14 protein-coding genes are annotated in these 21,218 nt (G+C 34.9%); 7 read left to right on the top strand and 7 right to left on the bottom strand.

Annotation, left to right across the window (positions count from 1 at the left end; all coding sequences use genetic code 11):
* The first annotated feature begins 72 nt into the window (after window positions 1-72).
* The 3 genes from B9A58_RS13175 to B9A58_RS13165 all read left to right on the top strand — a co-directional run bounded on the left by B9A58_RS13175 (window position 73) and on the right by B9A58_RS13165 (window position 4,355).
* Complete coding sequence (locus tag B9A58_RS13175; RefSeq protein WP_084373342.1) at window positions 73-2,262, top strand: peptidase domain-containing ABC transporter; 2,190 nt, start codon at window positions 73-75, stop codon at window positions 2,260-2,262.
* Between the two features lie 6 nt (window positions 2,263-2,268).
* Window positions 2,269-3,555, top strand: coding sequence for an HlyD family efflux transporter periplasmic adaptor subunit (locus tag B9A58_RS13170; RefSeq protein WP_084373341.1), 1,287 nt, complete (start codon window positions 2,269-2,271; stop codon window positions 3,553-3,555).
* A gap of 596 nt (window positions 3,556-4,151) precedes the next feature.
* Entirely contained in the window at window positions 4,152-4,355 is a 204-nt protein-coding gene (locus B9A58_RS13165) for a transposase family protein (RefSeq protein WP_139793883.1), read from the top strand.
* Between the two features lie 206 nt (window positions 4,356-4,561).
* On the opposite strand, the gene B9A58_RS13160 is transcribed toward B9A58_RS13165, so the two are convergent.
* The 3 genes from B9A58_RS13160 to B9A58_RS13150 all read right to left on the bottom strand — a co-directional run bounded on the left by B9A58_RS13160 (window position 4,562) and on the right by B9A58_RS13150 (window position 11,219).
* Complete coding sequence (locus B9A58_RS13160) at window positions 4,562-5,278, bottom strand: PAS domain S-box protein (RefSeq protein WP_176214779.1); 717 nt, start codon at window positions 5,276-5,278, stop codon at window positions 4,562-4,564.
* Window positions 5,279-5,601: 323 nt separating this feature from the next.
* The gene (locus B9A58_RS13155) at window positions 5,602-8,694 is read right to left on the bottom strand and encodes a sensor histidine kinase (protein WP_176214778.1); all 3,093 of its coding nucleotides are present in this window, start codon (window positions 8,692-8,694) and stop codon (window positions 5,602-5,604) included.
* 596 nt (window positions 8,695-9,290) lie between these two features.
* The gene (locus B9A58_RS13150; RefSeq protein WP_176214777.1) at window positions 9,291-11,219 is read right to left on the bottom strand and encodes a tetratricopeptide repeat-containing sensor histidine kinase; all 1,929 of its coding nucleotides are present in this window, start codon (window positions 11,217-11,219) and stop codon (window positions 9,291-9,293) included.
* 254 nt (window positions 11,220-11,473) lie between these two features.
* On the opposite strand from B9A58_RS13150, the gene B9A58_RS13145 reads away from it, so the two are divergent.
* The gene (locus B9A58_RS13145) at window positions 11,474-12,232 is read left to right on the top strand and encodes a LytR/AlgR family response regulator transcription factor (RefSeq protein ID WP_084373336.1); all 759 of its coding nucleotides are present in this window, start codon (window positions 11,474-11,476) and stop codon (window positions 12,230-12,232) included.
* A gap of 387 nt (window positions 12,233-12,619) precedes the next feature.
* Here B9A58_RS13145 and B9A58_RS13140 read toward each other — a convergent pair whose 3' ends face one another.
* Window positions 12,620-13,027, bottom strand: coding sequence for a response regulator (locus B9A58_RS13140; RefSeq protein WP_084373335.1), 408 nt, complete (start codon window positions 13,025-13,027; stop codon window positions 12,620-12,622).
* A 1-nt stretch (window position 13,028) separates the two neighbouring features.
* Window positions 13,029-14,900 carry a PAS domain-containing sensor histidine kinase gene (locus tag B9A58_RS13135; RefSeq protein ID WP_084373334.1) on the bottom strand — a complete coding sequence of 624 codons (1,872 nt, stop codon included), beginning with the start codon at window positions 14,898-14,900 and terminating at the stop codon, window positions 13,029-13,031.
* Window positions 14,901-15,210: 310 nt separating this feature from the next.
* Here B9A58_RS13135 and B9A58_RS13130 point away from each other — a divergent pair, with 310 nt between their 5' ends.
* Genes B9A58_RS13130 through B9A58_RS13120 form a run of 3 tightly spaced genes read left to right on the top strand, consistent with a single transcriptional unit; the run spans window position 15,211 to window position 18,862 of the window.
* The gene (locus B9A58_RS13130; RefSeq protein WP_221407859.1) at window positions 15,211-17,337 is read left to right on the top strand and encodes an ATP-binding protein; all 2,127 of its coding nucleotides are present in this window, start codon (window positions 15,211-15,213) and stop codon (window positions 17,335-17,337) included.
* A gap of 21 nt (window positions 17,338-17,358) precedes the next feature.
* Complete coding sequence (locus tag B9A58_RS13125; RefSeq protein ID WP_084373996.1) at window positions 17,359-17,793, top strand: response regulator; 435 nt, start codon at window positions 17,359-17,361, stop codon at window positions 17,791-17,793.
* A gap of 7 nt (window positions 17,794-17,800) precedes the next feature.
* Complete coding sequence (locus B9A58_RS13120) at window positions 17,801-18,862, top strand: sensor histidine kinase (protein ID WP_084373332.1); 1,062 nt, start codon at window positions 17,801-17,803, stop codon at window positions 18,860-18,862.
* Window positions 18,863-18,949: 87 nt separating this feature from the next.
* Here B9A58_RS13120 and B9A58_RS13115 read toward each other — a convergent pair whose 3' ends face one another.
* The gene (locus B9A58_RS13115; protein WP_176214776.1) at window positions 18,950-19,393 is read right to left on the bottom strand and encodes a response regulator; all 444 of its coding nucleotides are present in this window, start codon (window positions 19,391-19,393) and stop codon (window positions 18,950-18,952) included.
* Window positions 19,394-19,417: 24 nt separating this feature from the next.
* A complete protein-coding gene (locus tag B9A58_RS13110; RefSeq protein ID WP_084373331.1) occupies window positions 19,418-21,217 on the bottom strand; it encodes a sensor histidine kinase, YfiR-like protein-associated in 1,800 nt (599 codons plus the stop codon).
* Window position 21,218 lies beyond the last annotated feature (1 nt).

Here is a 21,218-nt window from a genome sequence, read left to right as displayed (position 1 = left end):
AAAATATATTGAGAGAATTCCTTGTAAAGGGTTTTATCAATACTAACCAAAAGATATGATAACTTTTAAATTATGAAAAGAAAGCGGAAGTTTCCGATGATAAAACAAACGAGTATGATGGAATGTGGCACAACATCTCTTGCTATGATTTTTCGATACTATGGACTGTATAATATAAAGACATTATTAGCCGAAATTGGTAAGGTAAGTACTCAAGGCACCAACCTATATATGTTGAGCGAAATAGCTAAACAATTCGGTTTTGAGTCAGACGGGTATAAAATGGATGGGTTTAAACATTTCAAAAAAATTTCTTTACCCTGTATTGCACATTATGAAGGTAACCATTTTGTAGTTATATACAAGATTAACGAAACTCACATTTGGGTGGCTGATCCTGCATATGGCAAATACAAACTTAAGCAAGAAGAATTTAGGAAGAAGTGGAATGGAATTATAATGACCATCGAGCCAACCAGAGAAATATTTGAAAATAAAGATATGATGGACTTGGTGAAAAGTTTTCGTCATAAGAAGAACACAATAGCTAAAAACTTTTATACTTCTCTATTGCATCCATTTAAGAGTATTCTTATTGAAATATTTGCAGCAAGTTTCATACTCCAACTTCTTGGCTTAGCCCTACCTTTTTTTGCACAAGGAATTATCGACAAAGTACTAAGTTATAATGATCGTAAATTGCTATTTGCAATTCTCGTTGGCATGCTAGGTGTATTCCTTTCACAAATAATATTCACCTATGCCCGAAATATGCTATTAACTAAGCTCAAAATAAAAATTGAGCTTATTTTTTTCAGCAAATTTTTCAATCACTTTATAAATCTTGCCCAAACATTCTTTGATATGCACAAACGCCAGGATTTTATTCAACGTTTCCAAGAAAATTTAAAAATAAGAAGGTTGTTGGCTCCTTCTATTTTGCAAACTTTCATTGATTTGTTATTTGTAATAATATACATTGGGGTACTATTTTTTTACAACGGTGTATTAGCCATCACGTCTCTCATATTCGTCACCCTCTATGGTATTATGATGCTCAAGTTTACTCCCACATTAATGAATTTGGAGAACAGAGCGTTTAATGAAAACCTAAAGGCCATGGGATCTTTTTTGGACACACTTTTAGGAATACAAACAATAAAACTACTGAACATTGAAAAACTGAAATTTTGGAGTTGGAAGAATGATTACAAAAAAGCACTTAACAAGGCATTGGAGACTGAGAAAATGCATATTAAACTTGGCACAATACTTAAAGCTTTTTATTATTTAAGTCATATAGTCATTTATTGGGTGGGTGCTTATATGGCAGTTGATGAGAACATAAGCATCGGTCAGTATGTGGCCTTCATAGCCATTTTCACGATGGTAATGAATTCACTTAACAATACTTCGACCTTATGGTTTGTATTTACGGAACTATCAACAACCTATGCAAGACTGAATGATATCTTGCTACAAGATCCAGAGCCAAACAATATTCTCGGTACTCATAAAGATATTAATAATATAACAATCCAATTAAAGAATATTGACTTTGCTTATGATGAGAATTTAAGGCACAAAGTAATTAATGGAATAAACATGACCATTGAAAAGGGAAAACATATAGGTTTAGTTGGGAGAAATGGATCAGGTAAATCCACTTTAGTCAAGTTACTCGTAGGATTATATCAAAACTATAATGGCGAAATATTATTTAATAACGTTGAGCTGCGCCACATTTATATTCCCGAACTAAGAAAAAAAATCTATTTGTTTCCTCAAGAAGTTAGCCTGTTTGATACAACAATTAAAGAAAATATACAATACGGGAATTTAGAGGCAGGTATGGAGGATATTATTGAAGCGGCCAAATTGGCTGGTATTCATGAATTTATTAGGAATAATTATCTAGGGTACAATCTTAGAATTGGTGAAAATGGCGTAAACCTTTCCGGAGGACAAAAACTGAAAATTGCTTTCGCAAGACTATTTTTAGCCAACCCAGAAGTAATAATTCTAGATGAAGCAAGCAGTGCCTTGGATGTTGAATCAGAAAAAACCATAATGAAGAATATATATAAACACTTCAAAGGAAAGACTATTATTTCAATAGCACATCGAATGAACACGCTTACTCAAGCAGATACTTTGTATGTAATAGACGAAGGAACATTTAAAGAGGTGGGAAGTCATAAGGACCTAATGGAAAAGAAAGGTATTTACTTTGATTTCATAAAAACCTACCTTGATATTTAGAACTCTATGAACAAAGAAAAAAAAGACAAAAAAATCGAAGATCTTGATCCTCACCAGTATGAAGATATTTTCTTCGAGGAAGACATTCCTCTTGAAAATTCGAGAAACGACGTTAACCGTATTTGGTTATATTTCGGAACATTTATTCTAATCTTCTTTTTATTATTGGGGTCTAGAGTCAAGATTCCACAGCAGTTAGAATTTAAGTTTTTCATTAAAGACAAAAACAACTGTGAGCAGATCTTAACATTTGATCAAAATGTTTTTGTTGATTCTCTTCAATTAAATGTAGGCGATAGTGTGTTTAAAGGAACGCCAATAGCAACAATTTCAGGCTTTCAATTGAACCAACTGTTAGTAGATTACAATGCAATTTTGTTAGAAGAAAAGTTACTCAATCAACAGGGCAAGCAAATTTACATAGAGCAAAAAAAGCAAAAAGATTTGGAGAATACCGTTTTGTACAATGAAGTATGCGCACTCAAAGCCGGAGTACAAAAACTTCAAAGTATAAAAAACAGAGAAGAAACCATTCTTAAGTTAGAAATTGAAATGGCGCATAAAAATTATTATCGAGATAGTGTTTTGTATGGGATTGACGCTTTATCAGCTAAAGAATTTGATAAGACCAGACAAATATATAGGAAGGCCATATTGAATAATTCAGTGCAACTTGAAAAGTACCAACGCCAACTTAGCACATTGGAGGTTCAAATTATTAATCTCAATAAACAAAGGCAAAGAGTTGAAAGTCAAATAATAGAACTAAAATTAACCATGGATAAGGGCAAAAGCGTACTTGTAAACAAAAAAAAAAAGATTTTAAATATGATACATAAATTTTACGGAAGATCCCATATTAGAAATGATAAACTGGCAATTGAGGCTGAGACAACTGGAATAGTTTCCTATGTAAGTCAAGATAAGATTATAAGTAAAAACCATCCCCTGATCAAGATTTATGTTCGAACTCCGGTATTCATTGCCACAGGTAGTATCCCTCCCAAATTTATTGGTAGAGTTAATGAAAATAAAGAAGTCAAACTAAAAATTTCTTCCTTTCCTCATTTTGATTGGGGAAAATTGAGTGGGCGTTTAGCGAATATAAGTCTAACGCCCAATGCCGAAGGAAATTATCCATTTGAGGTCGACATTACGGATTATGGAAAGCTTGAAAAATTACTTTACAAGGGAATGGAAGGGAGTATGTCTGTTGTGATAGAGGAAAAAACTTTTTTTAGCCACATCTTCAACAAACTTCAAGAGGGCTACTATTATCTACAAGAACAATGAATAGGGCCTTTTTAAGAACAGGGCTGTTTTTTGCACTTTATTGATAACTATACTCATTTAGTCAAGTATTATGACTTTCAATTCAAAAGAGTTAAGGGATACAAATCAAGATAAAGCCGCGGAAGATGTGCACTAGAATGCAACCTTAACTTTAGATGTAGATTGTGCGTTTTTATAGCCTTCACGTCAGATCGGATAGCTCAAAAGTAGAGAAAATGATATCTTTAAACTGTTCAAATCTTAAAAAAAAACAAAATCACCAAGAGTCAGATCGTGCTGATACCCAAAGAGCACGAGTCAGGTAAGAAAGTCGATGATCTGCGTCGCAAGCATGGGATCAGTGAAGCCACCTACCTTCTACAATTGGAAGAGTGAGCACGGCAGTATGGATACCTAATAACTCAAGAAATTAAAGGAGCTCGAAGATGAAAACAGACGCTTAAAGGAAATGTACACCGATCTGAGTCTAGATCACTTTCTGCTTAAAGAAGTACTGGGAAAAAAGTTTTAAAACTCTCTCAGTGTTGGGAACACGTAGAGTGGTTGATAGAAGAGTTCCCTCATGAATTAAAATGCCTTTAAAGGTTCCTGTTGGCATGAATACCACCAGGATCATGGATCTCATGCACAACGTGTTAGACAATAGTCGCAAATTCAGGGTGCTCAATGTCATAGATGATTACAACAGAGAAGCCATTGCAGTAGAAGTTTCTCACAGTTTCCCTGCCACACAGGTGATAAATCTATTAGATCGACTGATCATGTTCAAACGGAAACCTCGCTTCAGGCTATTTGCATAGACAACGTGATTGGGTTTACCTCGAAGACCTTTACCGAATGGTGCAACGACAAACAGGTTCGGGTTCACTACATTCAGCTAGGTAAGCCAACACAGAACGCTTTTTTTCCAGTCTAACTACTGAAAATTATCTTAGGCAGAATTAATTTTATCACAGTCTACTATGAGGCCGATTCTTTTCCTTCAAAATACAACAATTAATATATCCTAGTATTCCGAAAGAATTGCCTGCATATTCCGACTAAGTTGATCCAACTCATGAACACTTTGAATTAAATACCTATCAATTTCATAATCCTCTTTAATTGAACCTTCTTCCTTTTTGATCATCAATAAACCCAATAATCTACAAACTGGTGATCTAAGTATGTGAGCGTTATGAAAGGCATATTCCGACAATTTTTTATTTCTGTCCAAAAGTTGGGTCGACTTATCGCGTAGTTCAGCGAGTGCTTGTACTCGTTTGCTAATATCTACTCCCATACCGAGAAAAAAATGAGAGCCGTCATCTATAAATCCATATCCTTCAAAATGAAACCAGCCACCAATCCCATCTTTCAGCTGAAGTTGTGCATCCGCTTGTCCAAACCCGCCTTCCTCAATGCTTTTCATTGCCTTGGCCACATTTTCATGTGAATCTTTTGTTAGGAAACTAGTGGGCTTCATGTTTTTTAGTTCCCTCGAGGTATACCCATAGATGTTCTCATGGTTCCTATTCCACCGTTTTAATTTATAGATTCCAGACTCTTTTTTGTATAGGTAAAAAATGCCAGGTAAGCTATTTATTACTTTATCATTAAACCGTTTTTCTTTTTCAAATTGAGTTTGTCTTCTAAGTATCTCACGTTTGAGGAATTTATTCTCATTTTTCAAAGTTTCATTTGACAAATTTAATTTTGTATTTTCCACTTTTAATTCACTCACTTCAGATCTTAGGACTAATTTTCTTCCGTAATAAAGAACCACACAAGTAATTAGACTTAAAATTGAAGTGTAATTCCCAATATCCACAAAATTTTCTACTATGATCTGGATGCAACTCATGACAAATAGAATACATATGATTTAGAATTTACAATCATAAAATGGAAGAAGGAATGGCTTGCCTAGAGAAAAATTCTTAAGGGACTAAAAAAACCTTCAAGGCGCAAAAAATTCTACTTAAATTGCTGGAATACCTCTTTGAATGATTTTTTGAGACCACCAGCTAATACTTACGAAGAAGTTAAACTTTTTGATTTTTCTACTTACACTTCTCTAGCTGAAGGAAATTCAACAACGAACTCTGCGCCTTTATTTTCTTTGCTCACGCACCAAACCTTACCCTTCATTGCCGTTACATATTCCTTTACAATGGCAAGCCCAAGACCACTCGAGGATTCTGAGCTTGTTGGAATACTTAGCCTTGTGAATTTTTTAAACAGCTGATTCAATTCCTGTTTCTTTATACCAAAACCATTATCTTTTACTGAGAATTTAATTACCTCGCCTTTCCTTTTCAACATTACTCGAACTTTACCCCGAAATGGTGTATACTTAATTGCATTTGATAATAAGTTGTCAAAAATATCAAACACGCATTTTTCATCTCCCAAGATGAAGGTACCGCCTGTTATTTCGGTTTCTATCTCAATTCTCTTTTCAACTGCCGAAAAAAAATTAACCTCTAATACTTCCTTAAGAACTGAGGTAATATTTATCTCTTTAATTTGCAAATCAAGCATTCTACTCTCAATTTTATCAATATTCAAGATATTGTAGACCATAACCTGTAATCTTTTAGTGTTATTTTGTATTCCTGATAGATATCCATGTTGCTTTTCATTTAAATTCTCCTGATTTCGTCCAAACAGTTGCACAATACTAAAAATATTGTTTAATGAATTCTTTAAATCATGTGCTATGACTCCTAACAAGAAATTCTTTTGCTTTGCCAGAGTAAGCAATGACCGTGCTTGCTTGGATATGGTGTCATGGCTACGAGTCAATTTCTCTTCATTATTGTCTATGATATCTCCCAGTATTCTATTTTGTTTTTTCAGTTTTTCTGTTTTCAACTCTGAAAACAGAATAAAAGACATTACAAAGAGAAAAAAATAAACAACGTATGCCAATGTACTTTTGTACCAAGGTGGGATTATGGTAAACTTTAATTTAGTGCTACCAAGATACAAGGAGTTCGACTGTCTCGCCTTGATATAAAATGTATTCTCCCCTACGGGTACATGATCGTAGGAGATTTTTGCATTCTTATTCCAAGAACTCCATCTAGAGTCCTTACCTTCAAGTTTGTAGCAGTATTCAATTTTGGTTTCATTCAAATATGATGGTACAGAAAACTCGAAGCTTAAATGACTTCCGTATGCAAAAGTATAACGATTCGGACCTTGATTTAACTTATTATCATTACTCAAATCACCCAACAATCTAAAAATAACATTAGGGCTTTCACCATTATCGAGAGTGATTTTTGTAATCACTGGCCTTACCAAATTTCCCCTTACATTTTCTTTTGTCAATAAGTCAATTTTCATAATCCTATCAGCCTGAGTAACCCATAATGCTTCATCCACCACTGTTATTGATCTAATTTCACCCTTTGGAAGAAAATTAAGTTTATCATTTAAGTTCTTAGGAGATTTAGTTATTTCCATACTTTCAGCAAAAAGTTGATTATTTATGGATACTATTAAATCATTATTTTCAAGAAATTCAAAGTCATTTATATGTGATGATGTCTTATTTTTATAAATAGGAAGAGAATTTTCAGGTTTCTGAAAATCTAGTTTATACACTCCGTTTATGTTAGATATATACAATTGATTATTAAAACTTTTGATTTTATTATTAGCTTGAATTACACCTTCATTATGGTAAATCTTATAGCTATGAGGATGAAAATTTTTACTGGCACTAACATCTATGCGCATCAATCCCTTTTTATAAGAATTGGCCCAAATGGATCCTAAACTATCCTCGAATACATTTCTAATGTCCATATTTCCAGTTTTAATGGTTGCTTTATAATGAATATTATTTTGCTTATCTAACTTCAAGACACCAATACCGTGATATTCACCATAGTAGATAATTGATGAATCACTTTTTGATTGTACTATACAAAAGGACTCAATACCCTCTTCAATTAAATTGGAAGAAACCTGACCATCCTCAAAGATTTCGTATATGCCATTTGAAGTTGCAACTAGAATTTTATTTTCACTGATATTTTTTCCTTTAATTTTAACAATAGAATTGACTTGAATATCCGCAAGGTCGGTTTTTTCCATTACGTCATTGTGAACTATAAATAACCCTGACATGGTACCAATAAAAAGCCTTTCATTAGACCACATACTAGTGTAGATTCCTGTTTCTAATTTTTTTAAAGCCCCTTTATCATCATATTTATTAATGTGGGGTTCAACTTTAAGTTTCGATAAACCTTTGTCATGCCCAATCCATATATTGGATTCTCTATCAATAAATAAAGCATTTATAGCATTGTACTTAAGCCCATTTTCCTTATTTATGTGAGCAATTTTTTGACCTGTGATAGTGTAGAAGTAGATTCCGTCATTGAGTGTCCCTAAAACCATTATATTCGCCCCCAGAACACATCCATCATAAATTCCTGATATATAATCACCAGCTTGACCTAAAGCTATCGGATGCACATCTCCTTTTGTAAACAAAAAAACGCTTTCGTGACAGCTAGATTTTCTTAAAAATTTTTTTTGTGAAAAAATTAAGAGCGAATCGTGACCAACCTTTCTCAAAGCTGTTACGAGAGGGTTATCGAAAATCACATCATCAATTTTTAAACTAGAAGTACCTTCCTTAAGGTGGAAAATTCCCTTATCCATTTTTTGAAAATATATACTATCCTCTATGCCATACATGAAGTAGATATTTTCTGCCTGAAATACTTTTAGTGAATTGTTAAAATACTTGAATATGTACTTTTCACTTTGAAAATAAATTCCTTGAGATGTTGAAGCAATTTTCCAAATATGACCAAATTCTGATGCATCTTCAGGCAATAGATGTTTAAGCGAATAAAATTTCGGCTCCCTATTTTTATCCAAGCTAACGTATCCAAAGTCTGATCTCATACCAATGAATATGCGATTATCTTCACCAATCGCAACTGACTGCACTAAATCATAAGGTGGTAACTTAATCCATCTTTCCCCATCAAATTGAATGAGACCATCATAAGTTCCAAAATACATCAAGCCATTCAGATCTTGAGCGATACTCCAAATACCATAGCCGATATTACATTCCTTTGGATCATAATTATTCACCATGATGTTTCTTTCTGAAAACTGTGCCATTACCGCTAAACAGTTGAACAGGCACATAATACTGAAAAGCGTTGAATTGAGTTTTACGAATACTTTCAAAGTCATTCCATTTTTAAACTTTTGTTTAAAAATTGTTGAAAATCAATACGCAGCAGTAAATATTCAGATTTGAATTTCTAAAGGTTAGATAAAATTAGTTTAATGTGAATATATATCACTTAAAGGATATACTATACTCTCGAAAATGTATAATGTCCCCCAAAATTAGGGCAGGTAGTTAAGTTCTTTCATTTTCTTGAGCTGATTGGCTTGCATAGCACCGTACTTACTCTTCCAATTCAAGTACGAATACGCTTACCTCAATCCTGCAAATGGAGGCATTGAAAATACCACGAGATGAAGAAATATATGGAATTTTACAACAATCAAAGGCTGCATCAGTCACTGAAATTCAGATGCCTAAAACAGTCTTTGAACAACAGAGTAGTGCAGCTTAGAAATGACAAAATTATAGCTTAACTTTAGACATCTATCTGCCCTAATTTTGGGGAACATTATAGTCCATTATAACCTTTTTCTCATCTCCGTTGATTTTTATATTAAAAAATCAAAAATTTCAGAATACCCTAAGAATATACAGGTAAATCGAATCTAATAATAAAATGTTCATTTACATCGAGCCGAATTTCTCCATTCATTGCACTTATATATTCAGATACAATAAACAAACCTAATCCTGTTGATGTTTCACTACCTTTTGGAAGGTTTAAAGAATTTCCTGTTACTATTTTATTTTCTACAATTTTAATTATTGATAAAGCCTTTCTCCTATTCTGAATGGAGAAACAAATTTTCTCATCTCCCTCTCTAAATAGCCTTAGACTTACGCTATCTTCAATAGGACAATATTTAATTGAATTGGAAATCAAATTATCAAACACTTCCAAAATATAGCGTTGATCTCCATAAACCATACAATTAGGTTCAATATCGAGAGAGAACCTTACTCTTTTTTCAAGAGCTGAAAATATATATTGCTCTAAAACTTCTTTTAAAACTAATCCAATATCCACTTTAGTAAATGTTAATTGATCAAGCTTTACTTCAAGTTGATTTATATTTAGCATATTATTTATTGTTACCTGCAATCTCTTTACATTTTTTTGCATTGCAGATAAGTAGCTTACTTGATAGGCCTTAAGATTTGAAGCATTTTTCTTCCTAAAAATCTCAATAATACTGTGAATATTATTGAGTGTATTTTTTAGATCATGAGATACTATGTTTAAAAGCTGATTTTTTTCCTGCCTAAGACCAGATAAATGGTTACCAAGTATACCCACTTGAATTTGCTTCTTTCGATATAAAAAGACTCCAACGAGAATTATCACAAAGGCCAATGTTACTGAAGCCAAAAGGTAATTTCGAAGAATAATAGCTTTTTGCCTTTCGATCAACTTAGAATTAGATACAGCTTGTTCTATTTTCAATCTTTTTATTTCATAATTCTCTCTTAAATCCGTGAATTCCTTAATCTTCTCTAGATTGAAAATACTATCTCTTATTTGGAAATTTTTTTTCTGAAAATAAAAAGCTTGTTCGTAGTCTCCAATTAGCGCATATAATCGTAAAAGACCTTCCGTGGCAATTCTGCTTGATTCTAATTCATTATACTCTTGTGCCAGATCAAATGCAAGAATAAATTGATTAATTCCCTGCTGAAAATTATCTATTTTTTCGAAATACTGTGCCTTAATTGTTAAATTTTGGATCTCCAATTTGTTGTTTTTCAACACTTCATTTTCAGCTCTTGCAAAATCAATATATTTATTGGCTGAGTCTATCTGATGTTGTTCCAAAAATAACTGTGCCAAATTATTACTATTCATAATTAATGAATAACGATCATTTTGCCCAACAAGCTTATTAATAGCATCCCTATAATAGTAAATAGCTGAATCGTACCTTTTCATTAGATGATATGTTGCTCCAATATGAGAAATTGCCCTTGCCGCTCGACCCGGATTAAACTTGTCAATTAATATTTGTGCCGATTTTTTCATATTTAATAATGCATCTTCATACTGCCCAATATAAAAATACACTAACCCTATATTACCACAAGCATGAGCGATTTTCTCAAAATCTTGCATCCTTTCCGCTAACACTAAAGATTTCTGATAGCTTTCCAATGCTTTAACATAATCCCCTTTCGAAACATATACGTTCCCTATTTTATTAATGATTTTTGCTTCCGTTTTTTCATCGAAATTACTGGCTAACCTCAATGCATTATTTAATAAAACCAACGATTCTTCGAACTGAGACATTATTCGTAACACTGAGGCCTTATTCATATACCCCTCTAATAGCCATTTATTATTTCTAATTGAGTCTGCTATAGAAATAATTTCATTTGTTAACTCAAGCGTCCTTTGATGGTTTTGATTCTGATAAAAAACAAATAAATGCTGAAGAGTATTGAGGCGGCCATCTGTATTAGAAGTAGTTAAAAGGACATGTTCTAAGCTATCCACATTTTTGCTCTGACTCATACTACAAAAACCTATAAAAATGAACAGAAAGAACAAACTCAGATTGATGACAAGGCATCTTCTTATTTGATAGTTCATGATGGGATTTTTTACTTAGCAATACCGCAACTCATTTAGTATCTAAACAATTAGGCTTAATTTATGTTAGTTCACAAATCACTTCAGTTATTACACTTGGTTTCAGGAATATTTCAATTTTTTCCCAATCAGAAACTTTAATCATATATTACCGTTCTAGGTGATAATTTTGAAATATGAACTTCATCACAAATCGTACAAAAAATATTTTAATAGTTGAAGATCAGCCATATCAAGCTGAACTACTTAGTCAACTAATAGCAGATTTAAGACCTAATTATTTGATTGACGATTGCCTTTGCGATATACAAAGCAGTATAAGCTATTTGCAAAAAAAAGACCCAGATTTAATTTTTATGGACATTGAATTGGGTGATGACCTTTGTTTCGAAATCTTTAATAAAGTTTCCTTCAATGCACCCGTCATATATTGTACCTCTCATCATGAATTCGCACTAGAAGCATTTTATAAAAACGGTATACATTTTCTTACAAAACCATTAACCGAAGCAAGGGTTAGGGATGGAATTGAAAAGTTTGAACAGCTTGAAAATCAGCTCAGCAATCCAGACTTCAAAACTAATGTAGAATATCAGACAAACAACAAATTTTTACTAAATGTAGGCAGGTTCACTGTGCCAATTGATAAGGATACCATCAAGTATGCATATCTTAAAGAGAAGGTGGTATATATAGTTACCATTACCGGAAAAGTTTATACTTCAGATAAAACTCTTGATGATTTCATTTCTCAACTTGGTTCTAAAAAATTCTTCCGACTCAACCGACAATTTATAACTCACGTTGATTTTATTGACAAATATAGCTCATTGGAGGGTGGAAGAATTGAAGTAAGGTTTAAAGAACATGAATTAGATAACCAATTTGTTAGTTTTAAAAAAAGAAATCAATTTCTAAATTGGATGAATGAGTAATTGAGCTGATAATATATTATCAACCTATAAAAACACTAATTATACCATTTTGATACCTAAATCATAAATAAATACTTAATCAGGTGATAATCAAAAGCTTATAAGAGTATGTTTGAATCCTGACAAGGTCACAAAATAAAGGTCGATTTCACCCGAAATCGGCCTTTTTTGTTATCCAGCACTATAAAATCATCGATTCTGACGATTTAAGCTAATGCAGCTTTATTCACATTAGAGCATCTCTTAGCAAAAATGTTGTACCAATGTTGTACTCGTTTCATCACGCAATGGAAAGAATTATAATAAGGCTTTTCCGTGCTGAATTCATTCTAAAAAGTACCCTTCAATTTTCCCGCCTTTTGCAAAAAAAGAACTCATACACCACCACTAGGGGAAATATTTATTAAGAATGGATTTTACAGATTCTTCCGTTAAAAACTTATTTTTAAATTCGCTGACGCTCGGATTTTTTTCTGCTCTATGAATGTCATCAGGATTAAGAGAAGTAGTCAACATTACTAATATAACTTTTGCTTTTTGATTGAGAGTCAGTTTTTCATATTCATCCAAAAACTCCCACCCGTTCATAACGGGCATATTTATATCCAGGAAAATAATTGATGGCTGAGGGTATTTGCCATCCTTTTTTGAAGTGAGATAGTCAATTGCTTCCTTACCATCGAATACAATTTCTATTTTCTCCGCAACATCCATCTTTTGAAAAAGCCTTTTATGAAAAAAGTTGCAGTCAGAGTTATCGTCAACTAATAATATGGAGTTCAATTTATTTTTCATTTTATGAATCCGTTAGTATTGTAAAGTAGAATTTGGATCCCCCACCTTCTCGTGATGAAACCCATATTTCACCATTATGTATTTCTGCTATTTTTTTTGCGTGAGCAAGTCCAATTCCAGTTCCCTCATATTTAGCATCATTATGAGCCCGTCGAAACATGGCAAATATCTTTTCCTGATTCAGTGGGCTAATACCAATCCCATTGTCGCTCACGCTAAATTTGTACCCGTCCTCAATCTTCGAGCAGTTTATGTTAATTACTGGAGCCGTGTCTGATTTTGTGAACTTAATGGCATTATGTATTAGATTTTGAAAAAGCAACTTTAATTCGACCTCATAACCATTTATAACTGGGAGTTTATCATAATCTATTAATGCATCAGTTTTGCTAATCAGCGAATCCAAGTCTGACATCACATCCTTAAGAATATCATTAATATTTACCAATGCTAGTTTTCTTTGTTTACTGAGTCTGGAATAATCTAAAAGACCTAAAATGAGCGTTTCCATTCTAATAGAAGCATTCAAAATCGAATTACTAATATACTTGGATTCTTCGCTGAATTTGTCCGAGTTATCTTCAATTAGTAGTTGGACAAAATTCTTAATAGTCAATAATGGTTCTCTAAGGTCATGACTAGTGATGTACGCAAATTGCTCCATCTCCTTTCGTTTAGATTCAAGTGTTGCCATTCTGCTTAGCGAGCGTTCTGTTTTTTTGTTCTCAGTTATATCCCAACTAGAACCGATGAAATTTATGGCTCTGCCCGTATAATCTCTTCGAACAATAGCTGCAGCATGGATATATCGAGTCGTTGCATCCGACCAAACAATTCTAAATTCTGTCTTGAACTCTTGTTTCCCTTCAATGGCCAATTGGATTTTGTCCTTTACGCCAGGCGCATCGTCTGGGTGCAATAAATTTAACCATGAATTATAATTATAATGAAAGGAGCCTTGTTGGACACCATACATTTCATGCATGTGATCATCCCAAATAAGATTTTTTGTTTCAATTTCTAACTCCCAAATACCAATTCTTGCAGCCTCCTTGGCCAGCACCAAACGCTCCGCCAAGCGAGTAATTTCTTCATCAGCTAAACGGCTTTCTGTAAGATCCTCTATCTGAGCTATAAAATGCATAGGATCTCCGTCACCATTTCGTACTAAAGAAGCATTGAAAAGCACCGAAATTTTCTTTTCTGATCTTGTGGAAAATTCCAGCTCAGCACTATAATAGTTGATTTTTCTATCCAGAAGATCATCTTCATAACCAAGAGATGAATAGTCTCCACCTACCATCCCAGCGAAGTGCTCATTTATTAATTCGTTTTTATTGTAGCCCAAAATCTGACAGAACCTTTCGTTTACCTCCAAGATTTTTCCATCTAATGAATTTACCGTCATTCCTAGCGGAGAATGATCGAAAGAACTTTTAAACTGTGCTTCGCTAATTTTTAGTTTTGTTTCTGCTTGTTTTTCTTGAGTGATATCTATATGAATACCAAGCAGTCTTGTTGGCTTTCCCTGCTTAGATTTTGTAATTACACTTTTACATTTCAGCCAGGATATGGAGCTGTTTTGGTGTATATACCTAACCGTCTGGTTAGGACTGGAGTGTTCTTCTTGGAAATTTTTGGTCACTACTATTACGTCATCGGGATGAATAATATCTAGCCAAGGTAACCTGGCATCAGGTCGGGTTTTGACATCATAGCCCAGAGTCTTCCAAAATTGCTCGTCAATCCAAGGTTCTTCTGGACGTTCCAAATCCCAATACAATAATCCGTCTATGATATGCCCGTTAAGAAAATTCAAGGTAGTATCATCTTTCTGAATCAGCTCGGACAATTCTTTTTCTAGGTAATGCAAGGGAGGATAGATTAGATCTAAAAGGTAACGGTTTTTATCGAAAATGCTTAAAAATATAAATAGATAAATATATGTCTAAATAATATTCAGTATAAAATATTACCTTTAGGAAGAAGGTCGAGCCTTCTTATACTATGAAACCACTTAGCCACACTTCACTTTGAGATTGACAGTTCACAATAAATTCACCTTATTGGTTTGTGGAGTTGCTTTTTTTATAGCAGCCATTATTGGAGTATTGAATTACTACCGTACAGTGCAATACACTCTTGCTGATTCAATCGAAGATCTTGCATTGAATACCCGACTTATGTCTTTGAAGTTTATGGATGTCTTTGATGGCATGCAAAATGATATCTTCGTTGTAGCCAGGACTCCTCCAATCAAGGGGTTTATCCGCACTACAAAGAACAATGGGACAGACCCATTGGACGGATCTAACATAGAACTCTGGCGTAATCGTTTAGAAACCATCTTTATTTCGGTAATGACCGAGCGAGAATTTTATACGCAGATGAGATATATCGGATTTGCAGATAACGGAAAAGAGCTGGTAAGAGTAAACCGTACTGAAAATGGATTAGCCCGTGTTTCTGTATCAGAACTTCAGCAAAAAGGTGACGAACCTTACATGAAGGCTGCAGAACAACTGCCAAATGGTCTCGCTTATTTTACAAAAGTAAATTATAATAGAGAACAAGGAAAAATCGACAGCCTACTGTTGCCGACCATTAGAGTACTGGTATCTATATACGGCGACAACGGGAAACCATTTGGCGTCATCGTTTTAAACGTTGATTATTCCAATCTGATAAAAAATACTTTAGAATTCTTAACTCCGGCTGACAACGTACTAGTGATCAATCAGTCTGGGGACTATTTGGAGCACAAAAAAAATGGAACCATCGGCGAATTCCAATTTCACCAAAACTATACAGTAACTCCTCCATTATTTGTCTCAAAGGTTATTCATAACCAAACGAATGAAACCAGCTTGATTGAAGATGACAATATTTCCTATTTTGTAAAACTCAACCTATCAAGCAACGATTCAGAAAATTATGTTGGAATAGCGCTCCGTAAACCAAAAGAGGAATTACTGGCAAATGCTTTTAAAACCCGAGATGAGATTTTACTTATTTCCATTTTTTTAATAATTGGCTCAGTCGCCATTTCCTTCACATTAGCAAGAAAGTTTACGCAACCGTTAAGACAAATGACGATCCAACTTTCCAACATTACTGATTATAATAGCAGTGTAGATTTACCAACCCATCTGACTGACGAAATTGGAGAATTAGCGAAGTCCTTTCAGGGGGCAATTAAATCATTATTGGAAAGTGAAGCTAAATCGAAGGCAGTCTTAGATTCAGTCAATGATGGCATAATAACCATCAATAGCCAGGGATTAATTGTCGCCTACAATCCTCAATGCTGTCAGATTTTTGGGTATGCAACCAACGAAGTATTGGACAAAAATATTGCGCTCCTGATACCCAAAGAACCTATTGAAGGAGGAGAAGGCGGATTTATTGAGAATTATCTGCAGACTCGAAAAAAGGGAACAATCAATACGAATAGGGAGGTTCAGGGATTGCATAAAGATGGAAGTGTATTTCCAATGGAACTTTCAATCAGCGAAGTCAAAGTTAACAGCGGCATTCTTTTTACAGCGATTGTTCGGGATATTTCTGATAGAAAGGCTGCAGAAAAAGAAATGGAAAGACTAATAGAAGCTTTAAAACAATCGAATAAAGAACTGGATGACTTTGCGTATGTAGCCTCTCATGACCTGAAGGCTCCACTACGTGTAATAGACAATACCTCTCGCTGGCTGGAAGAAGACCTTGACGAAATCATGGATGATGACAGCAAGGAAAATCTGGAACTCATGAGAAATAGAGTCAAAAGAATGGAGAAGTTGTTAGACGATTTGCTAGAGTATTCGCGTATCGGTCGTAAAATAGATGATCGATACGCGGAAGAAGTAAACGGAGCTGTTTTAGCTAACGACATAAAACTACTTTTGTCCCAGCCAGATGATTTTAATATCGTATTCAACCCCATGTTTGCTAAAACCAAATTCAAACGCATGCCACTACAACAAGTCTTGCACAATCTTATTAACAATGCCATAAAACATCATCACAGCAGTAAAGGAAATGTAGATATTTGGTTTGAAGAGTTTGATGGTAAATATAAGTTTCATGTAAAAGATGATGGCCCAGGCATACCTGCCCAATATCAAGACCAAATATTTGAAATGTTTCTTACTCTAAAACCCAGAGATCAAGTAGAAGGGAGTGGCATGGGCTTAGCCATGGTCAAAAAAAATGTTGAACACCTAGGAGGTACTATAACACTCAAATCAGTGGAAGGTCAAGGCACAGATTTTATTTTTATATGGCCTAAAACATTGGAGTCCTCTGTTAATTAAAAATGCTAAATGATACTCAAAATGAAAGACCAAATACAACCATTACAAATATTGCTTCTTGAGGACGATGATGCAGATGTCAAAGCAGTTCAGAGAACCTTTAAAAAAGCCAAAATTGCCAACCCTATCATTCGGGCCGTGGACGGAGTGGAAGGCCTTGAGATCTTACGCGGAACGAACGGGCGCGAGAAACTCAATATGCCATATTTAGTCCTTGTTGATCTCAATATGCCGAGAATGGGTGGTATTGATTTTATTCGTGAACTAAGGGCAGACGAAGAACTAAAAAAGACCATAGTATTCATACTTACTACTTCTAAGAGCCAAGAAGACAAGGCAAAAGCCTATGACTTAAATGTAGCTGGGTATATTGTGAAAGAAGTAGCGGGACAAGACTTTTTAAGATTAGTAGAGTTAGTAGATGCTTACTGGCGAATAGTAGAATTACCCGATTGATATTGAAATGGAAAAAAATTTAAAAATACTAATTGCTGACGATGATATAGGTGATCGTAAATTGATCAAACGAGCGCTTAAACAAGCAAATGTTAAAAGCATTATTTCTGAGGCAGAAAACATGGATGAGGTAATCAAATTATTTGAATCTCAATCTTTTGATTGCACATTGTTAGATTATCAAATGCCAGGAAAAACTGGTTTGGAGGGTGTTAAAATTCTTCGTGAGCAATACCCTTATTTGCCAATCATCATGATCACCGATTACGGGGACGAGATTTTAGTTTCAGAGGCATTTAATGCTGGTGCCACTGACTACATTCCAAAACGATTGATCGATGCACAATCCATTAGTCGAGTATTGCAAAGCTCGCTTGAAAAAGTACAATTAAAATACACCATAGACCAACAGCGCGAATCTTTACAAAGTTTTGCTCATATTTTAGCACATGATCTCCGATCGCCAATCGGTAACATGAGAATGCTGAGTCAGGAAATAGAAAGATCGCTAGAAGCTAAAGACTATAGCGGAATTGAGCATCTTACAAAATTGCTATCTACTTCTGCCATTCACATGGAAAAGTTAATTGATGAACTTTCACAATACAATAATGCATCCAAAATTGAGATTGAAAAGAAGCCAGTTTCAATGCAAAGTGTTGTTAAGCAGGCATTGACTAATCTTCAAGAGCTCATTGCCACCCGAAAGGCTAAGATTGAGTACGATAATCTCCCAGAAGTAAATGGTAGTGAAACCTTGCTAGTACAGCTGATGCAAAACCTAATAGCGAACGGGATAAACTACTCAGACAAAAGTCCTTACATCAAAATAGCATCTAAAGATAAGCAGGAAGGCTATTCCATATCCATTTCAGATCATGGGATTGGTTTTCCAGAAGATGCCTATCAACGTGTATTCGAACCTTTTAAGAGATTGAACAATCAAAAACAACCAGGGACGGGCTTAGGACTAGCCATATGCAAAGCGATAATAGACAGACACGGGGGTGAAATCTGGTGCCATTCTGAAGTGGGTAAAGGGTCTACCTTTTATTTTGTGTTAGAATGAAGGTTGTGCATTACTAAATACTGCATTAACGTGGAGAAAAATATTTTTTTAGCACCCCAAAAACAATACGATCTTTGATATTGCTGATCATCCTGGTGGTTGATTCACCAATAGCCAAAACAGACCCAGGTCTATCATAACTTTATAAAAATTTTCAAAATCAAGTGGTTTCACCACATAGGCGTTTACACCAAGCCCATAGCTTTCGATGATGTCCTTTTGCTCTGCAGAAGAAGTCATAATCACCACAGGGATTAATTTTGTTCGCTTATCATTTCGTATTTCCTTCAGCACTTGAAGCCCATCTACTTTAGGCATTTTTAAGTCAAGGAGAACTACTTTCGGCTTAAACTCTACTTTTCTATCTGAGTAGGCACCACGTGCAAAAATAAAATCCAGCGCTTCAGCTCCATCTTCCAAATGCACAAGATTATTCCCCAAGTTATTTTTCTTCAGCGCTCTTATCACAAGCCCTGCCTCATCCAGGTTGTCTTCAACTAAAAGTACTTCTACATCATGAATATTGTCCATTTCTTTGGTTTAGGTTTTATAGTTTCAGTTTGGTTGCGTAGGAAGAGAAAAGTAAAAGGTAGCACCCTGCTGCAGCGCCCCTTCTGCCCAGACCTTCCCATTATGTTTAGCTGTAATCCTTTGCACCAGAGCCAGTCCAACACCAGTCCCTTCAAACTCGGCACTCTTATGCAACCGTTCGAAAACACCAAATAGCTTATCATAATACTTCATATCAAATCCAACCCCATTGTCTTTGAAATAATAGATATTGTTTTTGTTTTGCTGATAAGAACCAATTTCGACCAATGGAGCGTCCTCCTTTCCAGAATATTTTAAGGCGTTCGACACGAGATTGGCGACTACCTGTTTGATCAGACTTTTGTCACCCTCTGCTGGTATCATTTCCTTCATTACAATATTTGCTCGCTCCGATTGATATTGATTTTCGTCTATGGCTTCTGCCACAATGGCTTCCATATCCAGCGGCCTTTTTGACAGCTCCTGCTTTCCGATTTTTGAAAAGGCTAGCAGATCGTCGATCAATTGCCCCATTTTAGTGGCATTGGATATTATTACTTTCAATATTCTAACCCCCTCTTCATCAAGCTTGTCCAAATAATCTTCTAAAACAATCTGCGAATAACCTATCACTGACCTAAGAGGCGCTCTCAAATCATGTGACACAGAATAAGTAAACGACTCCAACTCCTTGTTAGCGACTTCAAGTTGCGAGGTACGTTTACGGACTTTTTGTTCCAATTCTTCGTTGAGGTTTAAAATTCTATTTTCCGCATTTTTTTTATCGGTTATATCTTCTGATAAGATAAAGACGCCTTCAGGTATGGTTCGAATGGCTAACTTAAACCAGCCACTTGTTCCATTAGGGAAAATAAACTCATTTTCTATTTCGCTATTTGTTTCTTCCTCAAGACATCTTTTTATAATACTAAAAACTTCTGTAGTCTCGACGCCAGGCCATGCCTCAGTATATCTCTTTCCAAGTAGTTCTTCCTTCGGACGCTTATTATGTCTGTCGGCTGAGTCATTGAGATAAACATACCTCCAATCGAAATCAAGAATATGACACCCTTCCAGCATATTATCCAATGTGCTCTCAAAACGCTCTTCGTTCTCACGGAGTATCTGATCGTGATCCTGGATCTGATCCAGCATTTGGTTAAAGGCATCGGTGAGCAATCCTATTTCATCATTACCGTGTTTTGTCGCTCGTACTTTATAGTCCTTTCTATCAGAAATAGCTAAAGCTGTATCTGCCAACTCAAGGATCGGGTTAGTTATGCTACTCTGCATTTTTCTGGACAACAGATACGACAAAACAAAAGAAAAAACTATCACAAGTCCTGCTATGCCAGCGTACAATTGCATATGAAAATAGAAAGCATTCATGTTTGACCTTAAATAGAGAGTTCCCAATCGTCTATTTTTCTCAATCACAGGTTGAATTCCTATTAGGCCAGAATCAATGATACGATATCCATCTTTCTTAGGAGAATCCGGAAAATGATCTGCTGATAACTCCTCTGGGTAATAAGTGAAAATATTTCCGTGCTTATCATAAAGACATGCGGCTTCAATACTCTTATCTACCTTCAGGGAGGAGAGCATCTCATAAGCATCCTCCTTGCTATTAAATGCTAGCGCTGCTGTACTATTGGTTGCAATTATTTCTCCAACTATAGACAACTCTCGGATACTTGTTTGGCGAAAACTGAACAACTCATAAGCGAAATAAGCAGTGCAGGTAATGAGAATCGCTGTACCCGTGCTGAACAGGATCGCTCTTAATAGTTTTCGTCGAATGGGTATATCTGCGAACGCCATA

Source organism: Reichenbachiella faecimaris, from assembly GCF_900176375.1.
Classification (GTDB): domain Bacteria; phylum Bacteroidota; class Bacteroidia; order Cytophagales; family Cyclobacteriaceae; genus Reichenbachiella; species Reichenbachiella faecimaris.
The sequence above is the reverse complement of the archived record's forward strand: the minus strand, read 5'-3'. Positions and strand labels throughout refer to the sequence as shown.

Coding starts and splice junctions, on each gene's coding strand:
- B9A58_RS13175 (WP_084373342.1), top strand. CDS start 73: ATGAAAAGAAAGCGGAAGTTTCCGATGATAAAACAAACGAGTATGATG.
- B9A58_RS13170 (WP_084373341.1), top strand. CDS start 2,269: ATGAACAAAGAAAAAAAAGACAAAAAAATCGAAGATCTTGATCCTCAC.
- B9A58_RS13165 (WP_139793883.1), top strand. CDS start 4,152: ATGAATACCACCAGGATCATGGATCTCATGCACAACGTGTTAGACAAT.
- B9A58_RS13155 (WP_176214778.1), bottom strand. CDS start 8,694: ATGGCACAGTTTTCAGAAAGAAACATCATGGTGAATAATTATGATCCA.
- B9A58_RS13150 (WP_176214777.1), bottom strand. CDS start 11,219: ATGAGTCAGAGCAAAAATGTGGATAGCTTAGAACATGTCCTTTTAACT.
- B9A58_RS13145 (WP_084373336.1), top strand. CDS start 11,474: ATGAACTTCATCACAAATCGTACAAAAAATATTTTAATAGTTGAAGAT.
- B9A58_RS13140 (WP_084373335.1), bottom strand. CDS start 13,027: ATGAAAAATAAATTGAACTCCATATTATTAGTTGACGATAACTCTGAC.
- B9A58_RS13130 (WP_221407859.1), top strand. CDS start 15,211: ATGTCTTTGAAGTTTATGGATGTCTTTGATGGCATGCAAAATGATATC.
- B9A58_RS13125 (WP_084373996.1), top strand. CDS start 17,359: ATGAAAGACCAAATACAACCATTACAAATATTGCTTCTTGAGGACGAT.
- B9A58_RS13120 (WP_084373332.1), top strand. CDS start 17,801: ATGGAAAAAAATTTAAAAATACTAATTGCTGACGATGATATAGGTGAT.
- B9A58_RS13115 (WP_176214776.1), bottom strand. CDS start 19,393: ATGGACAATATTCATGATGTAGAAGTACTTTTAGTTGAAGACAACCTG.
- B9A58_RS13110 (WP_084373331.1), bottom strand. CDS start 21,217: ATGGCGTTCGCAGATATACCCATTCGACGAAAACTATTAAGAGCGATC.